General features: G+C 44.9%; 16 protein-coding genes. 10 read left to right on the top strand and 6 right to left on the bottom strand.

Annotated elements, in window-relative coordinates:
* Nucleotides 1–9 precede the first annotated feature (9 nt).
* Both QWZ17_RS25220 and QWZ17_RS25215 read left to right on the top strand, forming a co-directional pair.
* Complete coding sequence (locus tag QWZ17_RS25220; protein ID WP_290308108.1) at nucleotides 10–390, top strand: response regulator; 381 nt, start codon at nucleotides 10–12, stop codon at nucleotides 388–390.
* Nucleotides 387–1,241 carry an N-acetylglucosamine kinase gene (locus QWZ17_RS25215; RefSeq protein ID WP_290308107.1) on the top strand — a complete coding sequence of 285 codons (855 nt, stop codon included), beginning with the start codon at nucleotides 387–389 and terminating at the stop codon, nucleotides 1,239–1,241. Before QWZ17_RS25220 ends, QWZ17_RS25215 begins: the two co-directional genes overlap by 4 nt.
* 154 nt (nucleotides 1,242–1,395) lie before the next feature.
* Here QWZ17_RS25215 and QWZ17_RS25210 read toward each other — a convergent pair whose 3' ends face one another.
* Nucleotides 1,396–1,911: a DinB family protein gene (locus QWZ17_RS25210; protein ID WP_290308106.1), complete on the bottom strand. Its 516-nt coding sequence runs from the start codon at nucleotides 1,909–1,911 to the stop codon at nucleotides 1,396–1,398.
* Nucleotides 1,889–3,094 (bottom strand): sensor histidine kinase, encoded by a 1,206-nt coding sequence (locus tag QWZ17_RS25205; protein WP_290308131.1) that lies wholly within the window; start codon nucleotides 3,092–3,094, stop codon nucleotides 1,889–1,891. Before QWZ17_RS25205 ends, QWZ17_RS25210 begins: the two co-directional genes overlap by 23 nt.
* A 285-nt stretch (nucleotides 3,095–3,379) precedes the next feature.
* On the opposite strand from QWZ17_RS25205, the gene gltX reads away from it, so the two are divergent.
* A complete protein-coding gene (gene gltX / locus QWZ17_RS25200; protein WP_290308105.1) occupies nucleotides 3,380–4,912 on the top strand; it encodes a glutamate--tRNA ligase in 1,533 nt (510 codons plus the stop codon).
* Between the two features lie 112 nt (nucleotides 4,913–5,024).
* A complete protein-coding gene (locus QWZ17_RS25195; protein WP_290308104.1) occupies nucleotides 5,025–6,335 on the top strand; it encodes a Xaa-Pro dipeptidase in 1,311 nt (436 codons plus the stop codon).
* A 137-nt stretch (nucleotides 6,336–6,472) separates the two neighbouring features.
* Here QWZ17_RS25195 and QWZ17_RS25190 read toward each other — a convergent pair whose 3' ends face one another.
* Nucleotides 6,473–6,739 carry a hypothetical protein gene (locus QWZ17_RS25190; protein ID WP_290308103.1) on the bottom strand — a complete coding sequence of 89 codons (267 nt, stop codon included), beginning with the start codon at nucleotides 6,737–6,739 and terminating at the stop codon, nucleotides 6,473–6,475.
* A gap of 221 nt (nucleotides 6,740–6,960) precedes the next feature.
* Complete coding sequence (locus QWZ17_RS25185) at nucleotides 6,961–9,639, bottom strand: ThuA domain-containing protein (protein ID WP_290308102.1); 2,679 nt, start codon at nucleotides 9,637–9,639, stop codon at nucleotides 6,961–6,963.
* Between the two features lie 318 nt (nucleotides 9,640–9,957).
* Here QWZ17_RS25185 and QWZ17_RS25180 point away from each other — a divergent pair, with 318 nt between their 5' ends.
* On the top strand, nucleotides 9,958–10,365 hold the full coding sequence (locus tag QWZ17_RS25180; protein WP_290308101.1) for a hypothetical protein: 408 nt from the start codon (nucleotides 9,958–9,960) through the stop codon (nucleotides 10,363–10,365).
* 307 nt (nucleotides 10,366–10,672) lie between these two features.
* On the opposite strand, the gene serS is transcribed toward QWZ17_RS25180, so the two are convergent.
* Nucleotides 10,673–11,944, bottom strand: coding sequence for a serine--tRNA ligase (gene serS, locus QWZ17_RS25175; RefSeq protein WP_290308100.1), 1,272 nt, complete (start codon nucleotides 11,942–11,944; stop codon nucleotides 10,673–10,675).
* 167 nt (nucleotides 11,945–12,111) lie between these two features.
* Here serS and rsmI point away from each other — a divergent pair, with 167 nt between their 5' ends.
* From rsmI to QWZ17_RS25150, 5 genes are all read left to right on the top strand, one after another.
* Nucleotides 12,112–12,843 carry a 16S rRNA (cytidine(1402)-2'-O)-methyltransferase gene (gene rsmI / locus QWZ17_RS25170; RefSeq protein WP_290308099.1) on the top strand — a complete coding sequence of 244 codons (732 nt, stop codon included), beginning with the start codon at nucleotides 12,112–12,114 and terminating at the stop codon, nucleotides 12,841–12,843.
* 6 nt (nucleotides 12,844–12,849) lie between these two features.
* The gene (locus QWZ17_RS25165; RefSeq protein WP_290308098.1) at nucleotides 12,850–13,398 is read left to right on the top strand and encodes a DUF1572 family protein; all 549 of its coding nucleotides are present in this window, start codon (nucleotides 12,850–12,852) and stop codon (nucleotides 13,396–13,398) included.
* Between the two features lie 18 nt (nucleotides 13,399–13,416).
* Nucleotides 13,417–15,042 (top strand): apolipoprotein N-acyltransferase, encoded by a 1,626-nt coding sequence (gene lnt, locus QWZ17_RS25160; RefSeq protein ID WP_290308097.1) that lies wholly within the window; start codon nucleotides 13,417–13,419, stop codon nucleotides 15,040–15,042.
* Nucleotides 15,043–15,606: 564 nt separating this feature from the next.
* Entirely contained in the window at nucleotides 15,607–16,929 is a 1,323-nt protein-coding gene (locus QWZ17_RS25155; RefSeq protein WP_290308096.1) for an APC family permease, read from the top strand.
* 143 nt (nucleotides 16,930–17,072) lie between these two features.
* On the top strand, nucleotides 17,073–18,725 hold the full coding sequence (locus QWZ17_RS25150) for a M28 family metallopeptidase (RefSeq protein WP_290308095.1): 1,653 nt from the start codon (nucleotides 17,073–17,075) through the stop codon (nucleotides 18,723–18,725).
* Between the two features lie 213 nt (nucleotides 18,726–18,938).
* On the opposite strand, the gene QWZ17_RS25145 is transcribed toward QWZ17_RS25150, so the two are convergent.
* Entirely contained in the window at nucleotides 18,939–19,295 is a 357-nt protein-coding gene (locus QWZ17_RS25145) for a TM2 domain-containing protein (RefSeq protein WP_290308094.1), read from the bottom strand.
* Nucleotides 19,296–19,345 lie beyond the last annotated feature (50 nt).

Below are 19,345 nucleotides of genomic sequence, written 5' to 3'. Positions count from 1 at the left end.
TTTGAAAAGATGTCAATTCGCTACAAAACCTGCCTGCTGATCGATGATAATTACATCGATAACTTTGTGACGCGCAAAGTTTTGGAAGCCAGTAACTTTGCCGAAACCATTATTGTACGCCAATCGCCAACAGAGGCTATTGATTCGTTACGCTTTGGTATAGTAAAGCCTGATGTGATTTTCCTGGATATCAGGATGCCTACAATGAGCGGGTTTGAGTTTTTGCAGGAGTATGATCAGTTAGATATCGATAAAAGAGGCATTAAAATATTTATGCTTTCATCATCGCTTGACCCGGTTGATATGAAACAATCGGCAAGCAATAAATATATTACCCAGTTTATCCACAAGCCTTTAACCACAAAGGCCCTTGAGGAACTTAGTGCATGATTTTAGTAGCCGACAGCGGATCTTCAAAAACAGACTGGTTGCTTCACATTCCTCAACAGGAACCAGTTTCATTCAAAACAGCGGGTTTAAACCCTTATTTTTTAAACGAAAAAGAAATAGCCCGTATTATTCAGGACCAGGTACCGGAAATGCTGGCCTGCGCCGATAGGGTAGAGGAAATCTATTTTTTTGGCGCTGGCTGCAGCAGTCCGGACAGGCACGAGATTGTATCAAACGCCATAACCACCTATTTTCCCAGGGCCTATATTTCTGTTGATAGCGACCTTTTGGGTTGTGCTTATGCCACTTGCGGTTATGAAAAAGGGTTGTGTTGCGTGCTGGGCACAGGGTCAAACATTTCGTTTTTTGATGGCGAAGATATTCATGAGGGTCATCATGGCTTAGGTTATGTTTTGGGTGATGAAGGTGCAGGCACCTGGTTTGGCAAAACCTTAATTACCGATTTTTTGTATGGCCGTATGCCTGCGGATATTAATCATCGGTTTGAGCAAAGCTATCGCCTTAACAAGGATATTGTTATTAAAAACGTATACCAAAAGCCTAACGGAAATACCTATCTGGCCACCTTCTCTAAATTTGTGAGCGAGATTAAAACTACGCCATACGGCCAGGAGTTGATGGAAAGAGGGCTAACCGAGTTTATAGAAACCAACATTAAATCGTACCCCGAATACCATAAGTACAAATGCCATTTTGTAGGCTCCATAGCGTATTTCTTTGCCGAAGAACTTACTTCGCTTTGTCACCAGGCGGGCGTAAAAACCGGCAAGGTGATTAAACAACCCATTCATGATTTGATGGCGTTTATTATAAAGAGGAACGAAGGGTAGATTTTTGGATGTGCAGATGTGCAGATGAAAAACGGTCGCTGCCGCAAGGCTCTGCCTTGTGGTCCGCGTTTAGATAAGCCAGGGAAGATCTATCAAGGAGTATTCTTTTGCATATTGACCACAAGGCAGAGCCTTGCGGAAACAGAGAAGTTTATCACCCAATACTATACCTGTCCCTGAATAAATTCAAATGGTGCAACTCGTGCCCGGCCATCATATAAACAAAAGCCCTAACCGTAAAGCGCGCATTGCTGGCAATGCCCTCGCGAAGCAGTTGCTCCGGACTAAAAGATTTTATCAGATAGAGGTTTGATTCCCTTGCTGCTTTAAATTCCGAAGCTAAATCCTGTACCGTACGGCTATCTGAATCTGAATTAGCCACGTACACATCCTGATCAAAGCCGGGTAGTTCGGTATGGTTGCGTGAAAATACCATGGCGCGGTAAGCAAACGTACGTTCGGTATCAATCATATGGCCAAGGGATTGTTTAACCGTCCACTTGCCGGGCGCATAGGCGTAAGCGCCCTGTTCTTCGGTAAGGCTGCTGAATAGCTGGTAGCTTGAAGTCATCAGCTCCTCTAATTTTTCAATTACATTTTCATCAGGAACCAGGGCCACGTAGCCGGCTGCAAATGGTGAATATTCGTCAGTATTTGGTTTGCTTATCATTGCGGGTATTTTTTAATATAATTCTAAATGTTGTGCCCTTACCAACTTCAGAATCTTTCACAAAAATCTGCCCGTTGTGGTAATTCTCAATCATACGTTTGGTAAGCGAAAGGCCTAAACCCCAGCCGCGTTTACGGGTAGTATAGCCCGGCTGAAAAACGGTATCAAACTTAGAACGTGGGATGCCTTTGCCTGTATCGGTTACATCAATAAAAACCTGGTTTTTTACTTTATTACCGCCAATTTCTATTTTGATGCTTCCCTTACCATCTATAGCGTTTACCGCGTTTTTCAGCAGGTTTTCTATCACCCAATCAAACAGCGGAATGTTAAGTCCGGCTTTTAAATGCGGGTTTCCTGATAACTCAAAACCAATATTTTTACTCACCCGTACTTTAAAGTAATCAACAAAATCTTTTACAACGGCGTATACCCCATGCTCTTCCAATACGGGTTTAGATCCGATTTTGGAGAAACGATCGGCCACAATTTCAAGGCGTTTTACGTCGTTTTCCATTTCGGCAACTAATACATCTTCTTCGGCATTGAACTTCTCTTTCATCAGCTCAATCCAGGCCATTAAGGAGGATATCGGTGTACCCAATTGGTGGGCTGTCTCCTTAGCCAAACCAACCCAAACCTGGTCTTGCTCCGATTTGCGTGACGAGCTGAACGCGGTATAAGCCATCAGCAAAAATATAGCGATCACGGTAAGCTGCACATACGGGAACAAACGCAATTGCTGTAACAAGGCCGAGTCTTTATAATAAACAAAAGTTTCCTCTCCTAAAATTTTCAATTTAATAGGTTCGTGCTGACTTTTCATATACTCCAGCTCTGCCTTAAAATAGGCGGGATCGTATTTTTTACCGGGCGAAGGCAGATCAATATAATTTTTGGTAGTATCCAAGCCGCGTACCCCTTTAATATCGCCTTTAGCATCAGCAACAATAGCAGGCACCGTTAAACTATCACGAACAGCAAGGGTATACTGTAAAAAGTCGTTATCATCTGAGTTGAGGATCTGCCGCATGCTCATGGCCCAAACCTGAGCGCGGGTACGTTCGGACCTGGCAATGTTATGCACCAGATAATTGGTGTAAAACAAACTACCGCTGGCAATTACAACTGCAAACGCGAGTAGTAAATACTTCCACCTTTTTTTTCGCTGATACGGGTTCAAACTGGCCACGATTCAAATAACGGGATTTTTTTAGATTTCAGATGTGCAAATTTCAGATGTGCAGATGAAGGAACAGATTTTTTAATTTCAGATATGCAAATGTGTAGATGAAAAAACGTTTTTCGGCTCATTTTAATATATATTATTGATCGTATCTTTTCAAAAGCATCTGCACATTTGAAATCTGCATATCTGCGCATTACTCTTCATCTGCACATCATTCTTCATCTGCACATCTGAAATCTGCACATCTGCACATCCAAAAAATGTATCTTTGCCCTCATCATGACCGATAAAAAAGTAAGAGTTCGTTTTGCGCCAAGTCCTACAGGTGGTTTACACCTGGGTGGGGTGCGTACTGTGTTGTTTAACTATTTATTCGCCAAAAAGCATAATGGCGATTTTATTTTGAGAATTGAGGATACCGACCAAACCCGCTACGTGGAAGGTGCCGAACAATATATTTTAGATTGCCTGGCCTGGTGCGGCTTAAAAGCCGATGAAAGCCCGGAAGTGGGCGGCCCTTATGCGCCTTATCGTCAAAGCGAGCGTAAAGCCGCCTACCGCCAATATGCCGAGCAATTGGTAATGCAGGGACATGCTTACTACGCTTTTGACACCGCCGAAGAGTTGGATGCTAAACGTAAAGAGATCCCTAACTTTCAATACGGCCTGGCTTATCGCGAAAGCTTGCGTAATTCTATTGCATTACCACAGCATGAAGTTGATGCCCTGTTAGATGCGCACACCCCGCACGTGATCCGCATAAAAATGCCTGCCGATGAAACGGTGAGTTTTAATGATTTGATTCGCGGCCATGTAAGTTTTGAAACCAACCAGGTTGATGATAAGGTATTATTAAAAGCCGATGGTATGCCTACCTATCATTTGGCTGTAGTGGTTGATGATTTTTTAATGAAAATAACCCACGCTTTCCGTGGTGAAGAGTGGTTGCCATCGGCACCGGTTCATTTACTGCTTTGGGAATATTTAGGTTGGAAAACCGATATGCCGCAATGGGCGCATTTGCCATTGATATTAAAACCAGATGGGCACGGCAAACTAAGTAAACGTGATGGTGCCCGCCTGGGATTCCCGGTTTATGCCATGAGCTGGTATGATGCCAAAACAGATGAGTTAACACCAGGGTTCCGCGAGTTGGGCTTTTTACCCGAAGCCTTCATTAACCTGTTAGCCACCTTAGGCTGGAACGATGGTACCGAACAGGAAATTTTTACGTTGGATGAACTGATTGAAAAATTCTCGTTAGAACGCGTAAGCAAAGCCGGAGCTAAATTCGATTTTGAAAAAGCCAAATGGTTTAGCGCCGAGTGGATCAAAAGATCGTCAGTTAGCAGTTTGAAGTTGGCAGTTAGCACTATTTTGGCCGATAAAGGCATTGTAGTTAATGATGATGCTAAATTGGAAACGGTTATTAATCTCATTAAAGACCGCTGTGTAGTACTGCCCGATTTTTACCAGCAGGCGGGCTACTTTTTTGACCAACCTAAAGAATATGATCTTAATGCCGTAAAACCAAAGTGGACGGATGCCAAAACTGATTTCTTTAAAGAGTTTGCCATTTTATTAAACGTCGAAACCACAATTGAAGCCCATGATCTGGAAGCAAAATTTAAAGCCCTTGCCGAAACAAAAGGATTGAAAGTTGGCGATGTAATGTTGCCGTTGCGTGTAATGTTAGTGGGCGGTAAATTCGGCCCGCATGTGTTTGATATTGTGGCGCTGTTGGGTAAAGCCGAAACGATTAGCAGGATGGAGAAGGCGGTGGAACAATTCATAGCCCCCCCGGCCCCCTAAAAGGGGGAGCTTTTGGTTGGTATAGCAACTTTTTTGAAAAGTCCTCTCCTTTGGAGAGGATTTAGGTGAGGCTTTTTCCGTATTATTGGGATAAACACTCATCCCAAACCATATGAATAAAAATTACTTTAAAAGCATCGGCGTAGCTCTGATGCTTTTTTGCGTTATGCCAGGTTTTGCGCAGCAGGCCGATAGCGTAAAATATATTAAAGCCGGTAAGTTTATTGATACCGATAAGGGCAAGGTATTAACCAACCAGGTTATTGTGGTTGATCATGATACCATTAAGGCCGTAGGTGGCAATATCAGCATCCCTGCCGGGGCAAAGGTTATTGACCTGAGCGATGCCACCGTAATGCCTGGTTTAATTGATTGCCACACCCACCTCACCAGCCAGCCCGGCGAAAACTACTACGATGACATTTTTCGCAAAACGCCGATAGACTTAGCCATTGTTGCGCCGGTTTATGCTAAACGTACGCTGATGGCGGGCTTTACCGCCTGCCGGGATGTTGGCGCGCCGGCGTTTATTGATATCGCTTTGCGTAATGCAATTAATAACGGTGATGTACCCGGTCCGCGGATGTTGTGTGCTACCTTGTTTATTGGCAGTACCGGTAGTCATGGTGATTTGAATGGCTTTTCGCCTTATTTGGATTGGATAGGGCCGAAAGAAATGAGCGGCGTAGCTAATGGCGTTGACGGTGTGCGCAAGCAGGTGCGTTATAACATCAAATACGGCGCAGGTGTTATCAAATTTGGCGCAAGCGCCGGGGTGTTATCAGAAGAAGAAAGTGTTGGAGCACCGCAATATACCCAGGAAGAAATGAATGCCATTGTTGATGAAGCGCATTTATGGGGATTAAAAGCCTGCGCGCATGCCCATGGCAACCTTGCCATAAAAATGGCGGTTAAAGCCGGCGTTGCCTCTATTGAACATGGCAGCTTTTTAGATGACGAAGCCATCGCCTTGATGAAACAACATGGTACCTACCTGGTAGCCGATATTTATAACGACGACTATATCCTGAGCGACTACGCCAAACACGGCACACCGGATAAGATCATCAACAAAGAAAAATTAGTAGGCAAAACCCAACGGTTGAGTTTTGAACGCGCGGTAAAGGGAGGAGTAAAAATCGCCTTCGGTACCGATGCCGGCGTTTACCCGCATGGCTGGAATGCCAAACAGTTTAAATACATGGTAAAATTTGGTTTAACACCGATGCAGGCTATCCAGGCTGCAACATCCAGCGCCGCCGACCTGTTGGGCTGGCAAGCCAAAGTAGGCTCTATCACGGCAGGTAAGTACGCTGATCTGATCGCCGTAAAGGCTGATCCATTGGCTGATATAACTACTTTAGAAAATGTTCCGTTTGTGATGAAGGGTGGTGAGGTTTACAAGGATGAATTGCGCAAGTAACAGTGGTTCTAAATTCAGATGTAGAGACGCAATATTTTGCGTCTCCCGCTGTACAGGGCGGATATTTAAGCCTCAAGCTGCCGCAAGGCTCTGCCTTGTGGCCCGCTTTTAAGTTGCCGGCGAATTAACTTAACGGTTTAAGCAGTGTTGCTTAATAATTTACGAAGTTCTTTTATCTCGTTTAGCAGCTTTGGAATATCTTGTTTTGCATTTGCAATGAAGTCATAATCTTCTATAGTAGCACCATTCATTTCAATGTCGTTTCCCCTGTTTATGTCATTGCCTGTCATTATAAAATCAGACCCGGCTTCATGATCTCGACCTTCAATAAAAGCTTTCCATGGGCCCGGTTGGGTAGTATGCCACCTTATTTCAATTTCCCGTAATTCGATATCAGATATCATATAATGTTGAGATAGAGTACTAAGGTAAAGTTTTCTATCTCAAAATTAGTTTAAGGTAAATGCGATAAAATAGATGCCCGGTTATCATCGGATAGGGCGAATGTAAAAAGCACGGAAATTGGATTTGCATGCGGGAGACGCAAAATATTGCGTCTCTACAGAAAACAAAAAGGGCTTGTTGCATTCGCAACAAGCCCTTTTGTTATACACTTCAAAATCGATTATTTAAGCGAATAAATCCAATTGATGATCTGCTTAAGCTCTGCCGGTTTTAGGTTAGGGTGGGCGGGCATATCCACATCGCCCCAAACACCGTGACCACCGGTTATTACTTTTTTAGTAAGGTGACTGGTTGATGCCGCGTTGTTAGGGTATTTTTTAGCTACCTCGGTAAATGCCGGGCCAACAGATTTTTCGGCTACCTTATGGCAGGCCTTGCAATCAAGCGACATCATCAAGGCCTGCCCCGCGGCATTGGCTTTGATATTGGCCATTTTCAGTTTCATATCCGGCGAATCCTGTCCGGCCAAAACAGCGATGGTTTTACTTTGCGTAGCGGCGCCTTCATCATCGGCTACAGAAACAGATACGTTGTAATTCCCCTTTTTTACATAGGTATAAAGCAATTTGGGAACTGTGGTTGTTTTTTTAACGCCGTTACCTAAATTCCAGGTATAGGTCATTTTGTTTTTCTCTGGGTCGGCTGCTGCAACGGTAAAGGTTACCGGTAACGGCAGTTTGCCATACAGGTTATTGGCAGCTATGCTTTTTACCTCGGGCGCGCGGTTACCGGTATTGTAATCAATACGGGCCAGGCCGGCATCCTTGTTTTTGCTGAACCAACCGGAGCCGTACTCCAATATATAAATACGGCCATCAGGGCCCATTTCCATATCTATAGGCGAGTTGAATTTAGTGCCGGCCATAAATGGCTCCATTTTATCCAGGTCGCCATTTGGTTGCAGGGTAAGTACTTTTATCCAACCGCGAATCCAATCGTAAAAGAATACTTTTTTGTTATAGTAATCGGGCATGCGGACGCCTTTAGGGAACAGGTCCGAATAGTAGATTGGTCCGGCCATTGCGGTGCGGCCGCCTGAACCCACCTGCGGGAACTCTTTCGATTCGCCATAAGGATACCAGATCATCGCTTTTTGCGCCGGTGGCAACTCCCTTAAGCCGGTATTGTTTTTTGAATCGTTGATGGGGTGCAGCGGATCAAATGCTGGACCGGATACTCCTGTTTCATAATTATAAGCATGGTACGGAATATTTGGGCCGATAAACAAAGGCCAGCCAAAAAAGCCTGCTGCTTTGGCCTGGTTAAACTCATCGTAACCACGTGGCCCGCGGGTAGCCAGGCTATCGTTATTAGCATCGGGGCCAACCTCGCCCCAGTACAGGTAGCTGTTCTTTTTATCAACTGCAATACGGTATGGGTTTCTATCGCCCATTACATAAATTTCGGGCTTGGTGCCTGCTGTACCTGGTTTAAATAAGTTACCTGCCGGGATGGTATATGTACCATCATCTTTCATTTTTATACGCAGGATTTTTCCGCGCAAATCATTGGTATTACCGGCCGAGCGACGGGAATCGTGGTTAATATAGCCCGGGCGATCATCCAAAGGCGCAAAGGCGTGGGTATCATGTGGCAGGTTTTTACCTTCATCAAACGGGGTGCTGTTATCCCCGGTAGATACATACAACATATGATCTGGCCCAAAGGCGATAGAACCACCGGTGTGACAACAGATCTCGCGCTGAGAGTACAATTGCAAAACTACTTTTTCGGTTTTGTTATCGATGGTATCGCCGGTCATGGTAAAACGCGAAAGGCGGTTAACCGATGTATCTGCCGGGCTGTAGTAAATGTAAACGTAATGATTGGTTTTAAAATCGGGATCTATTTGCAAGCCTAAAACACCTTCTTCGGCATTAACGCCTTTGGTATGTACTGTTTTAAAATAGGCATCTAAAAAGCCCACCTGTTTCACTTTTTTGGTGTCGTTTTTATACAGCATAATTTCACCACGACGCTGGGTTACCAAAATATCTAAGTTTGGTAATACAGCCATTTCGGTAGGCTCATAAAAAGTACCCTGGATCAACGATGTTTTGCTAAAGCGATTTTCTTCGGGAACCCTTAGTGTAGTACATTTTGAATAATCCAATTTCCTGTTATCGCCGATGGCATACTGGATACCGCCAAGCAAATGTTTCAAATAAGCCGGATCGCTGTATGATTCGTCGGTATGGCCCAGCTCGGTATAAAACGATCTGCCGCCTTCAAAGTTATGGTACCAGGCCATCGGGTGGTTTGCGCCATTTGTACCGCCTTTGTAGCTGTTTTCATCAATATTGATCAGCACATGGATATCCGGACTAATCATTTTAAAGTTGTACCACTCATCCTTTCTTTTCCATTCATCGGGCAAAGTACGGGTGGCAGGGTGATTTTTATCAATCACTTTTAAAACGGCTTCCTGTTGGGCCGGGTGACTATCAAAATAAGCACCCACTAAGCGGCCGTACCAAAGCCAGTCGTACTCGGCATCGGCGGCAGCATGTACACCAACGTAATTACCGCCGGCCTGCATGTAGCGTTCCAGGTCGGCCTGTTGGTAGTTGTTGAGCATATAGCCGGTAGTGCTTAAAAACACCACTGCCGAATATTTTGAAAGGTTGGTTTCGGTAATCTTCGCAGCATCAGATGTGGTATCTACAGAGAAGTTATTTTCGGCTCCAAGTTTGATGATGGCTGCTGCACCCACCGGGATAGAGGCGTGGTGAAAGCCGGAGGTTTTGGTAAAAACAAGCACTTTGGGCTTCGTGACTATCTTGCCAAAGTTGAATACCAGCACGCAAAGCGCGAGCAGTAACGTAAGTTTTAATCGCATAGGTTTAAATAAAAGGTTTTATCAGTTTGGTTCACAATGATTTTGGGCCCAAATATATACTTTTCAATCGATTGCGTAAATGGAGTATCTTAAATATTACAAGATCTTCATTTTGGAATATAAGCCGTATAATGGGTGTTTGGGGTAAGGAAACCAATGGTGAAATTAAAATAATTTCCTTTTGTGAAAATATAGGGTATGGGCACTATCAACAATGTAACAAAATTGAGTATTTGGTATTAATTTATTATAAAAAGTAATAAATTATTGACAAAGTGGGGTTTATAAATTACTTTTAAGTCCCCTTAATTAAATGCGATGATCCGTATACGATCTAAAAATGTACTATTGGTTGCACCCGATAATTTTTCGGTTGAGCTGTTGCCGAACAATAAACAGTTCAGGCATATTTCGGCTCCCGGCAATATTTTTCCTGCCATTCACGAGCAAAAGCCCAATGTCGTGATTTTTCATTACGAGCACCTGAGCACCGATATCGAAAAAATTTTACGCCGCATTCAATCAAATACCGCCTACAACAAAATTAAAATTTGTTGCTACAAGCAAAAGGAGCATACCAAGGTAGATAGCCTGTTAAAAGTGCTTGGTGTTGACCAGATATTTTATCCTCACGATTTTAAACAACCCGAGAAAGGCAAAAACATGGTAACCGCGGTTGTCAATGCTTTTGATGTTACAGTAATGGGATTGTTGGCTAAGGCGTAGGGTTAAGAACGCGGGAGAAGACTCACCCGACATCGCTACGCTTGTCACCCTCTCTTCGCTTCGCGGAAAGAGGGGTTTGAACGCTTTACCGGGAATTATACAATTAAATATCAGTCTGCTGCTATTCAAACCCCTCTATGCGGCGCAGCCGGAGAGAGGGTGCCGTCCGCCAAAGGCGGGCTGGCGGGTGAGTCTTCTGCGCCACGCGATCTACGTCATTCCCTCTTTCAATGTGCGCCGGGTTTTTGAACCAGCGATAATAAAAGAGGAGGAATTTAAAAACTCCCCCTTTAGGGGCCGGGGGGGGCTAATCAATCCACTCAAACTTAGTATAAGGCACCAAAACCTCCGGTATTTTAATCCCTTTTTCCGTTTGGTTATTCTCTAACAAAGTGGCTACAATGCGAGGTAAAGCCAGCGCGCTGCCGTTTAAGGTATGCGCTAATTGGGTTTTACCTTCGGAATTGCGGAAACGCAGTTTAAGGCGATTGCTTTGAAAGGTTTCAAAGTTTGATACTGATGAAACCTCTAACCAGCGTTGCTGGGCCGCGCTCCAGGTTTCCATATCATAGGTTAAAGCTGATGCAAAACCCATATCGCCGCCGCAAAGGCGCAATACACGGTAGGGCAGGCCAAGGTTTTTTAATAGGCCTTGTACATGGGCGCTCATTTGCTCCAGGGTTTCGTATGATTTATCGGGATGTACTACCTGTACAATTTCTACTTTATCAAACTGGTGTAAGCGGTTCAAGCCACGTACGTGCGCGCCGTATGAGCCAGCTTCACGTCGGAAGCAAGGTGTATGACCACAATTTTTTACCGGCAATTCATCTGCCTTCAAGATCACATCGCGGTATATATTGGTAACCGGTACCTCGGCGGTAGGAATTAAATATAATTCATCCTCGGTAACAAAATACATCTGACCTTCTTTGTCTGGCAGTTGGCCTGTACCAAAACCCGAATCTTTGTTAACCATCAGCGGCACACTTACTTCGCTGTAGCCTGCTTTTTCGGCCTCGTCAATAAAGTAATTGATGAGGGCGCGTTGCAGTTTGGCTCCTTTGTTTTTGTATACTGGGAAACCAGCGCCGGTTATTTTAACGCCTAATTCAAAATCTATCAGGTTATATTTAGCGGCCAGTTCCCAGTGCGGCAATGCATTTGCCGGTAATTCTGGTTTTGCACCGTTTTCTAAAACAACCTCGTTTTCTTCGGGCGTTAAGCCTTTAGGTACCGAGCTATGGGGCAGGTTAGGTAATAAAACTATTTTCTGGTAAAGTTCTTCTTCGGTTGCGGCAAGCAAATCACCAAACTTTTTGATGTCTTCTTTCCAGGCACCGGTTTTGGCTTTAATCTCTTCTGCCTCGGCTTTTTTACCGGCGCGCATCAGTTCGCCAATTTGTTTGGCGGCTGCATTGGCCTCGGCCGATACGTTATCCATGCTGGTTTGGGTGGAGCGACGTTTATCATCCAACGCAATTATTTCATCAACCAATTCGGGCTGTTTAAAATTTTTTACAGCCAAACGATCCAAAACCTGTTCCCTGTTATCACGGATATAACTAACTTGCAGCATTATTTTATTTTTTAGGCAAAGATATAATCAGTTGGCGGTTTGCAGTGCGCGGTTTGCAGTTTTTTTCCATGGCTTGTTTTGTATGCTTTTAAGCAAGCCAAAATGTTTACTGCAATCTGATAACCGCAAACAAACTGCCCACTGCAAACTGATAACTGCAAACTAATATGCCCGGTAAATTATATTTAGTTCCTACACCAATAGGTAATTTAGAGGATATCACGCTTAGGGCGCTTCGTGTTTTAAAGGAGGTGGATTTGATTTTGGCTGAAGATACACGCACGTCGGCACCATTGCTGAAACATTTTGACATTCAGCAAAAGGTGTTCGCGCATCATCAGCACAATGAGCACCAGTCATCAAACGAGATCATTAAGTTTTTACTGCAAGGGCAAAACATCGCTTTGATATCTGACGCGGGCACACCAGCAATATCAGATCCGGGTTTTTTCCTGGTGCGCGAGGCTTTAAAGTTCAACATCGCGGTGGAGTGTTTGCCCGGTGCTACGGCTTTTGTACCGGCGCTGGTTAACTCTGGTTTCCCTACAGATAAGTTTTGCTTTGAAGGTTTTTTGCCATTGAAAAAAGGCCGCCAAACAAGGTTTAAGGTTTTGGCGACGGAGGAGCGCACCATTATACTATACGAATCGCCGCACCGTTTATTGAAAACGCTGGAAGAAATGGCCACCTATTTTGGTGCCGACCGCCAGATATCTGTATCGCGCGAGCTGACTAAAATGTTTGAAGAAACCGTAAGGGGCACTGTTACCGAAGTGAAATTATACTTTGAAACGCACCCCCTGAAAGGCGAGTTTGTAATGTGTATTGCCGGTGCCGAGCCTGTAGTAAAATCATCAAAAGACAAGTACAAAAAAGATACCGACGACGAAGAAGATTAAACAGCCATGGAAGCATACCTGGAAGCATACCTTAACAGCGCGATAACGCAGTTTGCCTATTACCGCAAATTAGGCGAAAGAACATTTGAGCAATTGAATGATGCCGACCTGTTTTGGCGTTTTAATGACGAGAGCAACAGCATCGCTATCATCATACGGCACATGGCCGGCAATATGCTTTCCCGCTGGACGGATTTTTTAACCTCTGATGGTGAAAAAAACTGGAGAAACCGCGATACCGAATTTGAAGATACAGTAAGCACCCGCGAAAACCTGATGGATACCTGGAACAGCGGATGGGAATGCCTGTTTAACGCCCTCAATTCCATTACGCCTGCCGACTGGGAAAAAACCATTTACATCCGCAACGAGCCGCACCGCATTGAAGACGCCATTAACCGGCAGTTGGCGCATTATCCATACCATGTTGGGCAAATTGTGCACATTGGTAAAATGATAACCGGCGCTAAATGGCATTCGTTATCCATTCCTAAAGGTAATTCTGACCAGTACAATGCCGATAAATTTGCCAATCCCGGCGACACGTTCAAATAGTTTTGATAAAACACATTAATGAAAAAAAATCTTCCTTTAGCTATACTCTCCGGTTTATTATTGTGGATAGCATGGCCGCCAACGCCCTATACTACTTTCCTGCTTTTTATTGGTTTTGTACCCATGTTGCTGGCGATGGAAAACATTATTCAATCCACAACGCCTAAAAAGGGCAGGCAAATTTTCAACATCACCTTCATCGGCTTTTTTATCTGGAACACAGGCTCAGTTTATTGGGTTTATAACGCGCTTAAGCAGGTTGGCAATTTGGTGGCTATACCAATTACGCTTATTCCGTACTCGCTTGGTCCGCTGTTGATGGCTACTGCTTGCTGGCTGTATTACAGGCTGAGGTTATTAACCGGCAGAGGCTGGAGTTTGGCCGGCCTGGTTTTCCTTTGGATTGGTTACGAGTACCTGCACCAAAGCTGGGATTTAAACTTTCCGTGGATGACGTTGGGTAACGGTTTCGCGGTAAGTCACCAATGGATACAGTGGTATGAGTACACCGGCGTTTATGGCGGTACCATTTGGGTGTGGATAGTAAACATCCTGGCATTTTTAATTTATGTGGGATTGCGCGAGGTACAAGCAAAAGCGTTAAGGTTAAAGCTCATAAGCGGTTTGGTGCTGGCTGTAATATTGCCAATAAGCTTTTCTTTATATACCTATTACAACTATACCGAACAACCCAATCCTTCAAATATTGTAGCGGTACAACCTAATATCGATCCATATGAGAAAGAGGGCACTATCCCAACAGCGTTGCAGATAGATATCATGATCCACCTGTCGCGCGATATTGCCCAACCCAATACCGAGTTCTTTTTATGGCCCGAGACGGCTATTCCCGACTATATGGACGAAGACAGGATACAAAGCAACCGGTACTATAAGCAAGCCCACTACTTTTTACGAAATTACAAAAATGGCAACCTGCTCACCGGCGGCGAAACCTATAAGCTATACAATACCCGCGCGACGGCAACCGCGAGCCCGACAGAGCAGCCCGGTGTGTTTATTGATAACTTTAGCAGCGCTATCAATATCGAAAACGACGGCAAGCCACAGTTTTACCATAAATCGCGCCTGGTGCCGGGGGCGGAGTCGCTGCCGTTTGGTAATGTGCTATCGTTTTTAAAGCCGGTTTTTGAGCATCTTGGCGGCGCTACGGGCATGTATGGTATCCAGCCGGATGCCGAAGCTTTTTACTCGCAAAGCGGTATCGGGGTTGATCCGGTGATTTGCTACGAATCTATCTATGGGGCCTATGTAGCCCGCTCGGTAAAAAAAGGAGCACAGTTTATAGCCATTATCACCAATGATGGCTGGTGGGAAAACACATCGGGCAAAGATCAGCACCTGGATTACGCCAAGCTGCGCGCTATTGAAACCCGCAGGTGGGTAGCCCAAAGTGCCAATACCGGCATCTCGGCCTTCATCAACCAACGCGGCGATGTGGTACAACAAACCAAATGGTGGACAAAAACGGCAATTAAGCAAGACATCAACTTAAATTCTGATATTACCTTCTACGTGCACCATGGCGATTATATCCCGATGGCTGGCAGCGCTATTGCTGTTTTACTGATATTGTTTATTGGAGTAGGGCCGTTGTTGAGGAAGAGGAAGGTTGCAGCCTGAAAAAGCAGTTTTCCTTAGACACTTTTAAAACTGATTTTTTTGGAAAGATGTAATGGTCAAAAAACATTATTGCTTAGTTGTTACTTCACCCATAGCATATTAGCTTGCACGCAGGCTACGACTCACCCGGTCTACGCTTCGCTGGACCACCCTCTCTCCGGCTAAAGCCGCAAAGAGGGTAGGGAAGACAAAACAAAGCCTTTTTGCCCCTCTATGCGACGCAGTCGGAGAGAGGGGAGACGGGCGCAGCCTCGTCGGGGTGAGTCGTCTGCGCCTTGTTCACATAACGCAGTTCTTCAGCTATCGAGAATCCTACCAAAGGCAATAACAATCAGTTTTTCTTATTTTAAACATACTCTTAGTAAAACTTTCAAAATAACGTATTCGTATCGAAGTTAAAGCTCCCCTTTACGGAAGAGATTATTCGTCATTGGTTTATTGTTTTGTGTTTATGATGACTTTGCCGTTTAGAAAGAGCTTTTACGGAAGTTAATTTGAAAAACCGCCTTAAATAAAAGCCGATAAACGCCATTTTTTCCGGCGTAAATTATATTTTTATACCCTATGCCATCACCCGCTGCTTTAAAAAAGATACGGCCTATACAGCTTATTGCTGTTATCTTCTTTACCGTATCCGGTGGCCCGTATGGTTTGGAGCCGTTGCTCAGTTATGCCGGCGACCATGGCGCGCTGCTTATCCTGATGCTCACTCCGTTGTTTTGGGATGTGCCTGCCATTTTTACGGTATTGGAACTCAACAGCATGATGCCCATAACCGGCGGCTATTACAAATGGGTAAAATACGCTTTAGGCACACGCTGGGGATTTTACGAAGGCTGGTGGACCTGGCTGTACACTTTTGTGGACCTGGCTATTTACCCGGTGCTCTTTGTGATGTACGCTTCTTTTTTTTACCCCGTTTTAGCAGATTATAAAATTCCTGTTTGCCTCATCATCATCTGGGCATCGGCTGGGCTGAATATATTGGGGATTGTACCAGTAGGCAAAGTATCGCTGTTTTTGAGTGCCGTGGTACTGGCGCCGGTTATTATTGTGATTGTGCTGGCGGTGCATCACCATGCGGGGCCAATGTCAATCCCGGCACCTTCATTAAAAGGTATTACTTTTCCATCTTTCGGGATGGCTTTGTATACCGTGATGTGGAACTGCCTGGGTTGGGATAATATAACAACTTATGCCGAGGAGGTTGAAAAACCAATCCGCTCGTATATGATATCTATGGCCATCGCTTTTTTGCTGGTGATGGTAGTATACGTTTTGATTACCTGGGTTGCGCAGCAATCGGGTATTAATCATGATACCTTTAGTACTGATGGCATGCCTTCGTTAGGTGTGCGGATAGCCGGGCATTGGCTGGGTGTGCTCATCGCGATAGGAGGGATGGCCAGCTCGCTTGGTATTTACTCGGCGGTGCTGCTATCGGTATCGCGGGTGCCGCAGGTAATGGCCGAAGATAATTTATTGCCACGCGGCCTTAACCGCCTGCATCGCCGGTTTAAAACGCCTTATATTTCCATCATCATCTGTTCCATTGTGGTAAGCTTCATGGTGCTTTGGACTTTTGCCGATCTGCTTATCATCGATGTAACCGTTTACGGCGCAGGCCTTTCGTTAGAATATATTTCGCTGATAAAACTGCGGCTCAGGGAACCGGATAAACCACGGCCGTTTAAAATCCCTCTGAATGTTACCGGCCTGTGCATGGTGATAGCCCTGCCATTCTTAGTTTACGCGGTTGCCCTGGGCGGTGCGCTGTCATCAACCCCCGAGGCATTGAAGGCCGCCGGTTTTGCTATCGTTGCCCTGGCGAGTGCCGAAGTGGTTTGGCAGGTCATCCGGCTTAATCGCCCGCAGTTTAAAAAGTAATATCCGGCCATCAACATACCCTCCGTTTTGTATGCCGGTTTAAAAGGAAAAAAGAGCTGAAAAAACAACAACCGGTTGGAATTAATTGCCTGGCTGTAAGAGAAAACGCCGTGTTTTATTTAAATTTGAACAAACACATCTTCATGACTATAAAACAAAACTTTCTGTTGCTGATTGCCGGTATTGCCGTTGTGGCCGGCTGTAAGCAAAACAGCAAAACCGAACAAATTGATAAATCCATCAGCGCCGACGAGATCAAATCACAAATAGCCGTATTGGCAGCCGATTCGCTGATGGGCCGTAAGCCCTTTACCGCGGGCGAGAATAAGGCCATCGCCTATATTTCATCACAGTTTAAAAAGGCAGGGCTTGAACCAGGCAACAATGGGACCTATTTTCAGGATGTGCCTATGGTTGAAATTACCAGCAAGCCATCGGCAACCATGCAGATCACCGGAGGGAAAACGCCAATATCGTTTACTGCCGATAGTGATTTTGTGGCCTCTACCAGACAGGAAGTGCTGGGTGTGGAACTTAAAAAATCGCCTTTAGTATTTGCCGGTTATGGCGTTGTAGCGCCGGAATACGGATGGAACGACTATGCCGGGTTAGATGTTAAAGGCAAAACCGTTATTGTGCTGGTTAATGATCCCGGCTACAAAAACGGCAATCCTGCTTTTTTCAAAGGAGATACCATGACCTATTACGGTCGCTGGACTTATAAATATGAGGAAGCCGCTCGCCAGGGAGCCGCGGGTGTAATTATTGTACACCAAACAGACCCGGCAAGTTACGGCTGGAAAGTGGTGCAAAACAGCTTCACCGGGGCCAAACTTTATCTTACCGAAAAAGATAAACACATGTCGCGCTGTAAGGTTGAAGGCTGGATAACAGAAGCCGCCGCAACTAAACTATTAGCCGATGCAGGCATAACCGGCGATATCCGCTCCATAGCCCGCAAAAAAGGGTTTAAAGCAATCCCGTTAAACAGGGAGATTTCCTTAGGGGTTACCACTAAATTGAAATATTCCACATCGCATAATGTAATCGGTATTATAAAAGGCAGCGCCAGGCCCGAAGAGACTATTCTTTACACCGCCCATTGGGATCACTTGGGTGTAGGCAAGCCAGATGCCAAAGGCGATAGCATTTACAATGGCGCGGTTGACAATGCCAGTGGTGTTGCAGCTATTATAGCCGTGGCAAAAGCCTTTAAAGCATCTAAAGAAAAACCGCAGCGCTCTGTTGTTTTCCTGGCGGTTACCGGCGAAGAGCAGGGTCTGTTAGGATCTGAGTATTATGCAACGCACCCAATATTTCCGCTAAACAAAACCGTAGCCGATTTAAATATGGATGCCCTTGGCGATTACGGATCGACCAAAGATATCGCCATTACAGGTAAAGGACAAAATGAACTGGAAGACTATGTAGAAGAGATTGCTAAAGCCGAAGGCTTAACCACAGTAGGCGACCGCAAACCCGGCTCGGGCAGTTACTACCGCAGCGATCACTTTAACTTTGCCAAACTGGGTGTACCCGCGTTAGATATTAACAACGGCAGTATCAGTGTAGCAAATGGTGCCGACTTTGGTGAAAAGCGCCAAAAAGATTATAACGAAAACCGCTACCACCAGCAACAAGACAACTACAGCGATAGGATGGATGTAACCGGCATGATGCAGGTTGCCGGCATCATGTACCAGATAGGCACAAAGCTGAGTAACGAAACCACTTTCCCCGGTTGGAAACCAGGATCGGAGTTTAAGGCCGTTAGGGACAAATCTATGGGGAAATAGAGTCAAATAGAATCAAGAGATTAGAGTCAAGAATCAAGAGAACCTCCGCAATAGCCCGGCGAAAGACTTCCGAAGTTTTTAAAACTTCGGAAGTCTGGTTTCTGCTTTTTGAAAGGAAGGTTGCTTTAGTCCACAAAAAAATCCACCCCGTAACAGAAGGTGGATTTTTTCATTATATATATATGTTGAAACTGTGCCCGCTGTAGGGGGATCTTAGTTGGTCATTTTAGCCATGTTGAAGCTTTCGAAAGCCATTTTTTGATTGTATTCGTTAGCGATGGCTTTGTAGTTGATCAAATCGATAATGGTACCGATAAAGCAAAAGCCGGCAGTGAAAAAATATAATAAGCCCATCCCAATCTGATCTGTCATGAAACGTTGTACACCTGCCGCGCCTACAAAGCCAAGCAGTGTGGCCAGCATTAAATCTTGCGGGTTGCGGCGTTTGCCATAGTAAACACTGGTAAAGTACCGTTGTTGATTTTCATCAAGTGAAGCGGTAGCCTGTTGTAAAAAGGCAAATTCTTCGGGTGTAATCCTTGAGTGTTCGAAACCTTGAATAAAAATCAATCATCGGAATACTATATCCGGATTACCTCCGCATGCTTTAACAATGATTA

It is taken from the genome of Mucilaginibacter flavus, from assembly GCF_030409315.1.
GTDB lineage: Bacteria > Bacteroidota > Bacteroidia > Sphingobacteriales > Sphingobacteriaceae > Mucilaginibacter > Mucilaginibacter flavus.
Note: the sequence above shows the minus strand (reverse complement) of the source record. Positions and strands in the feature narration are given on the sequence as shown.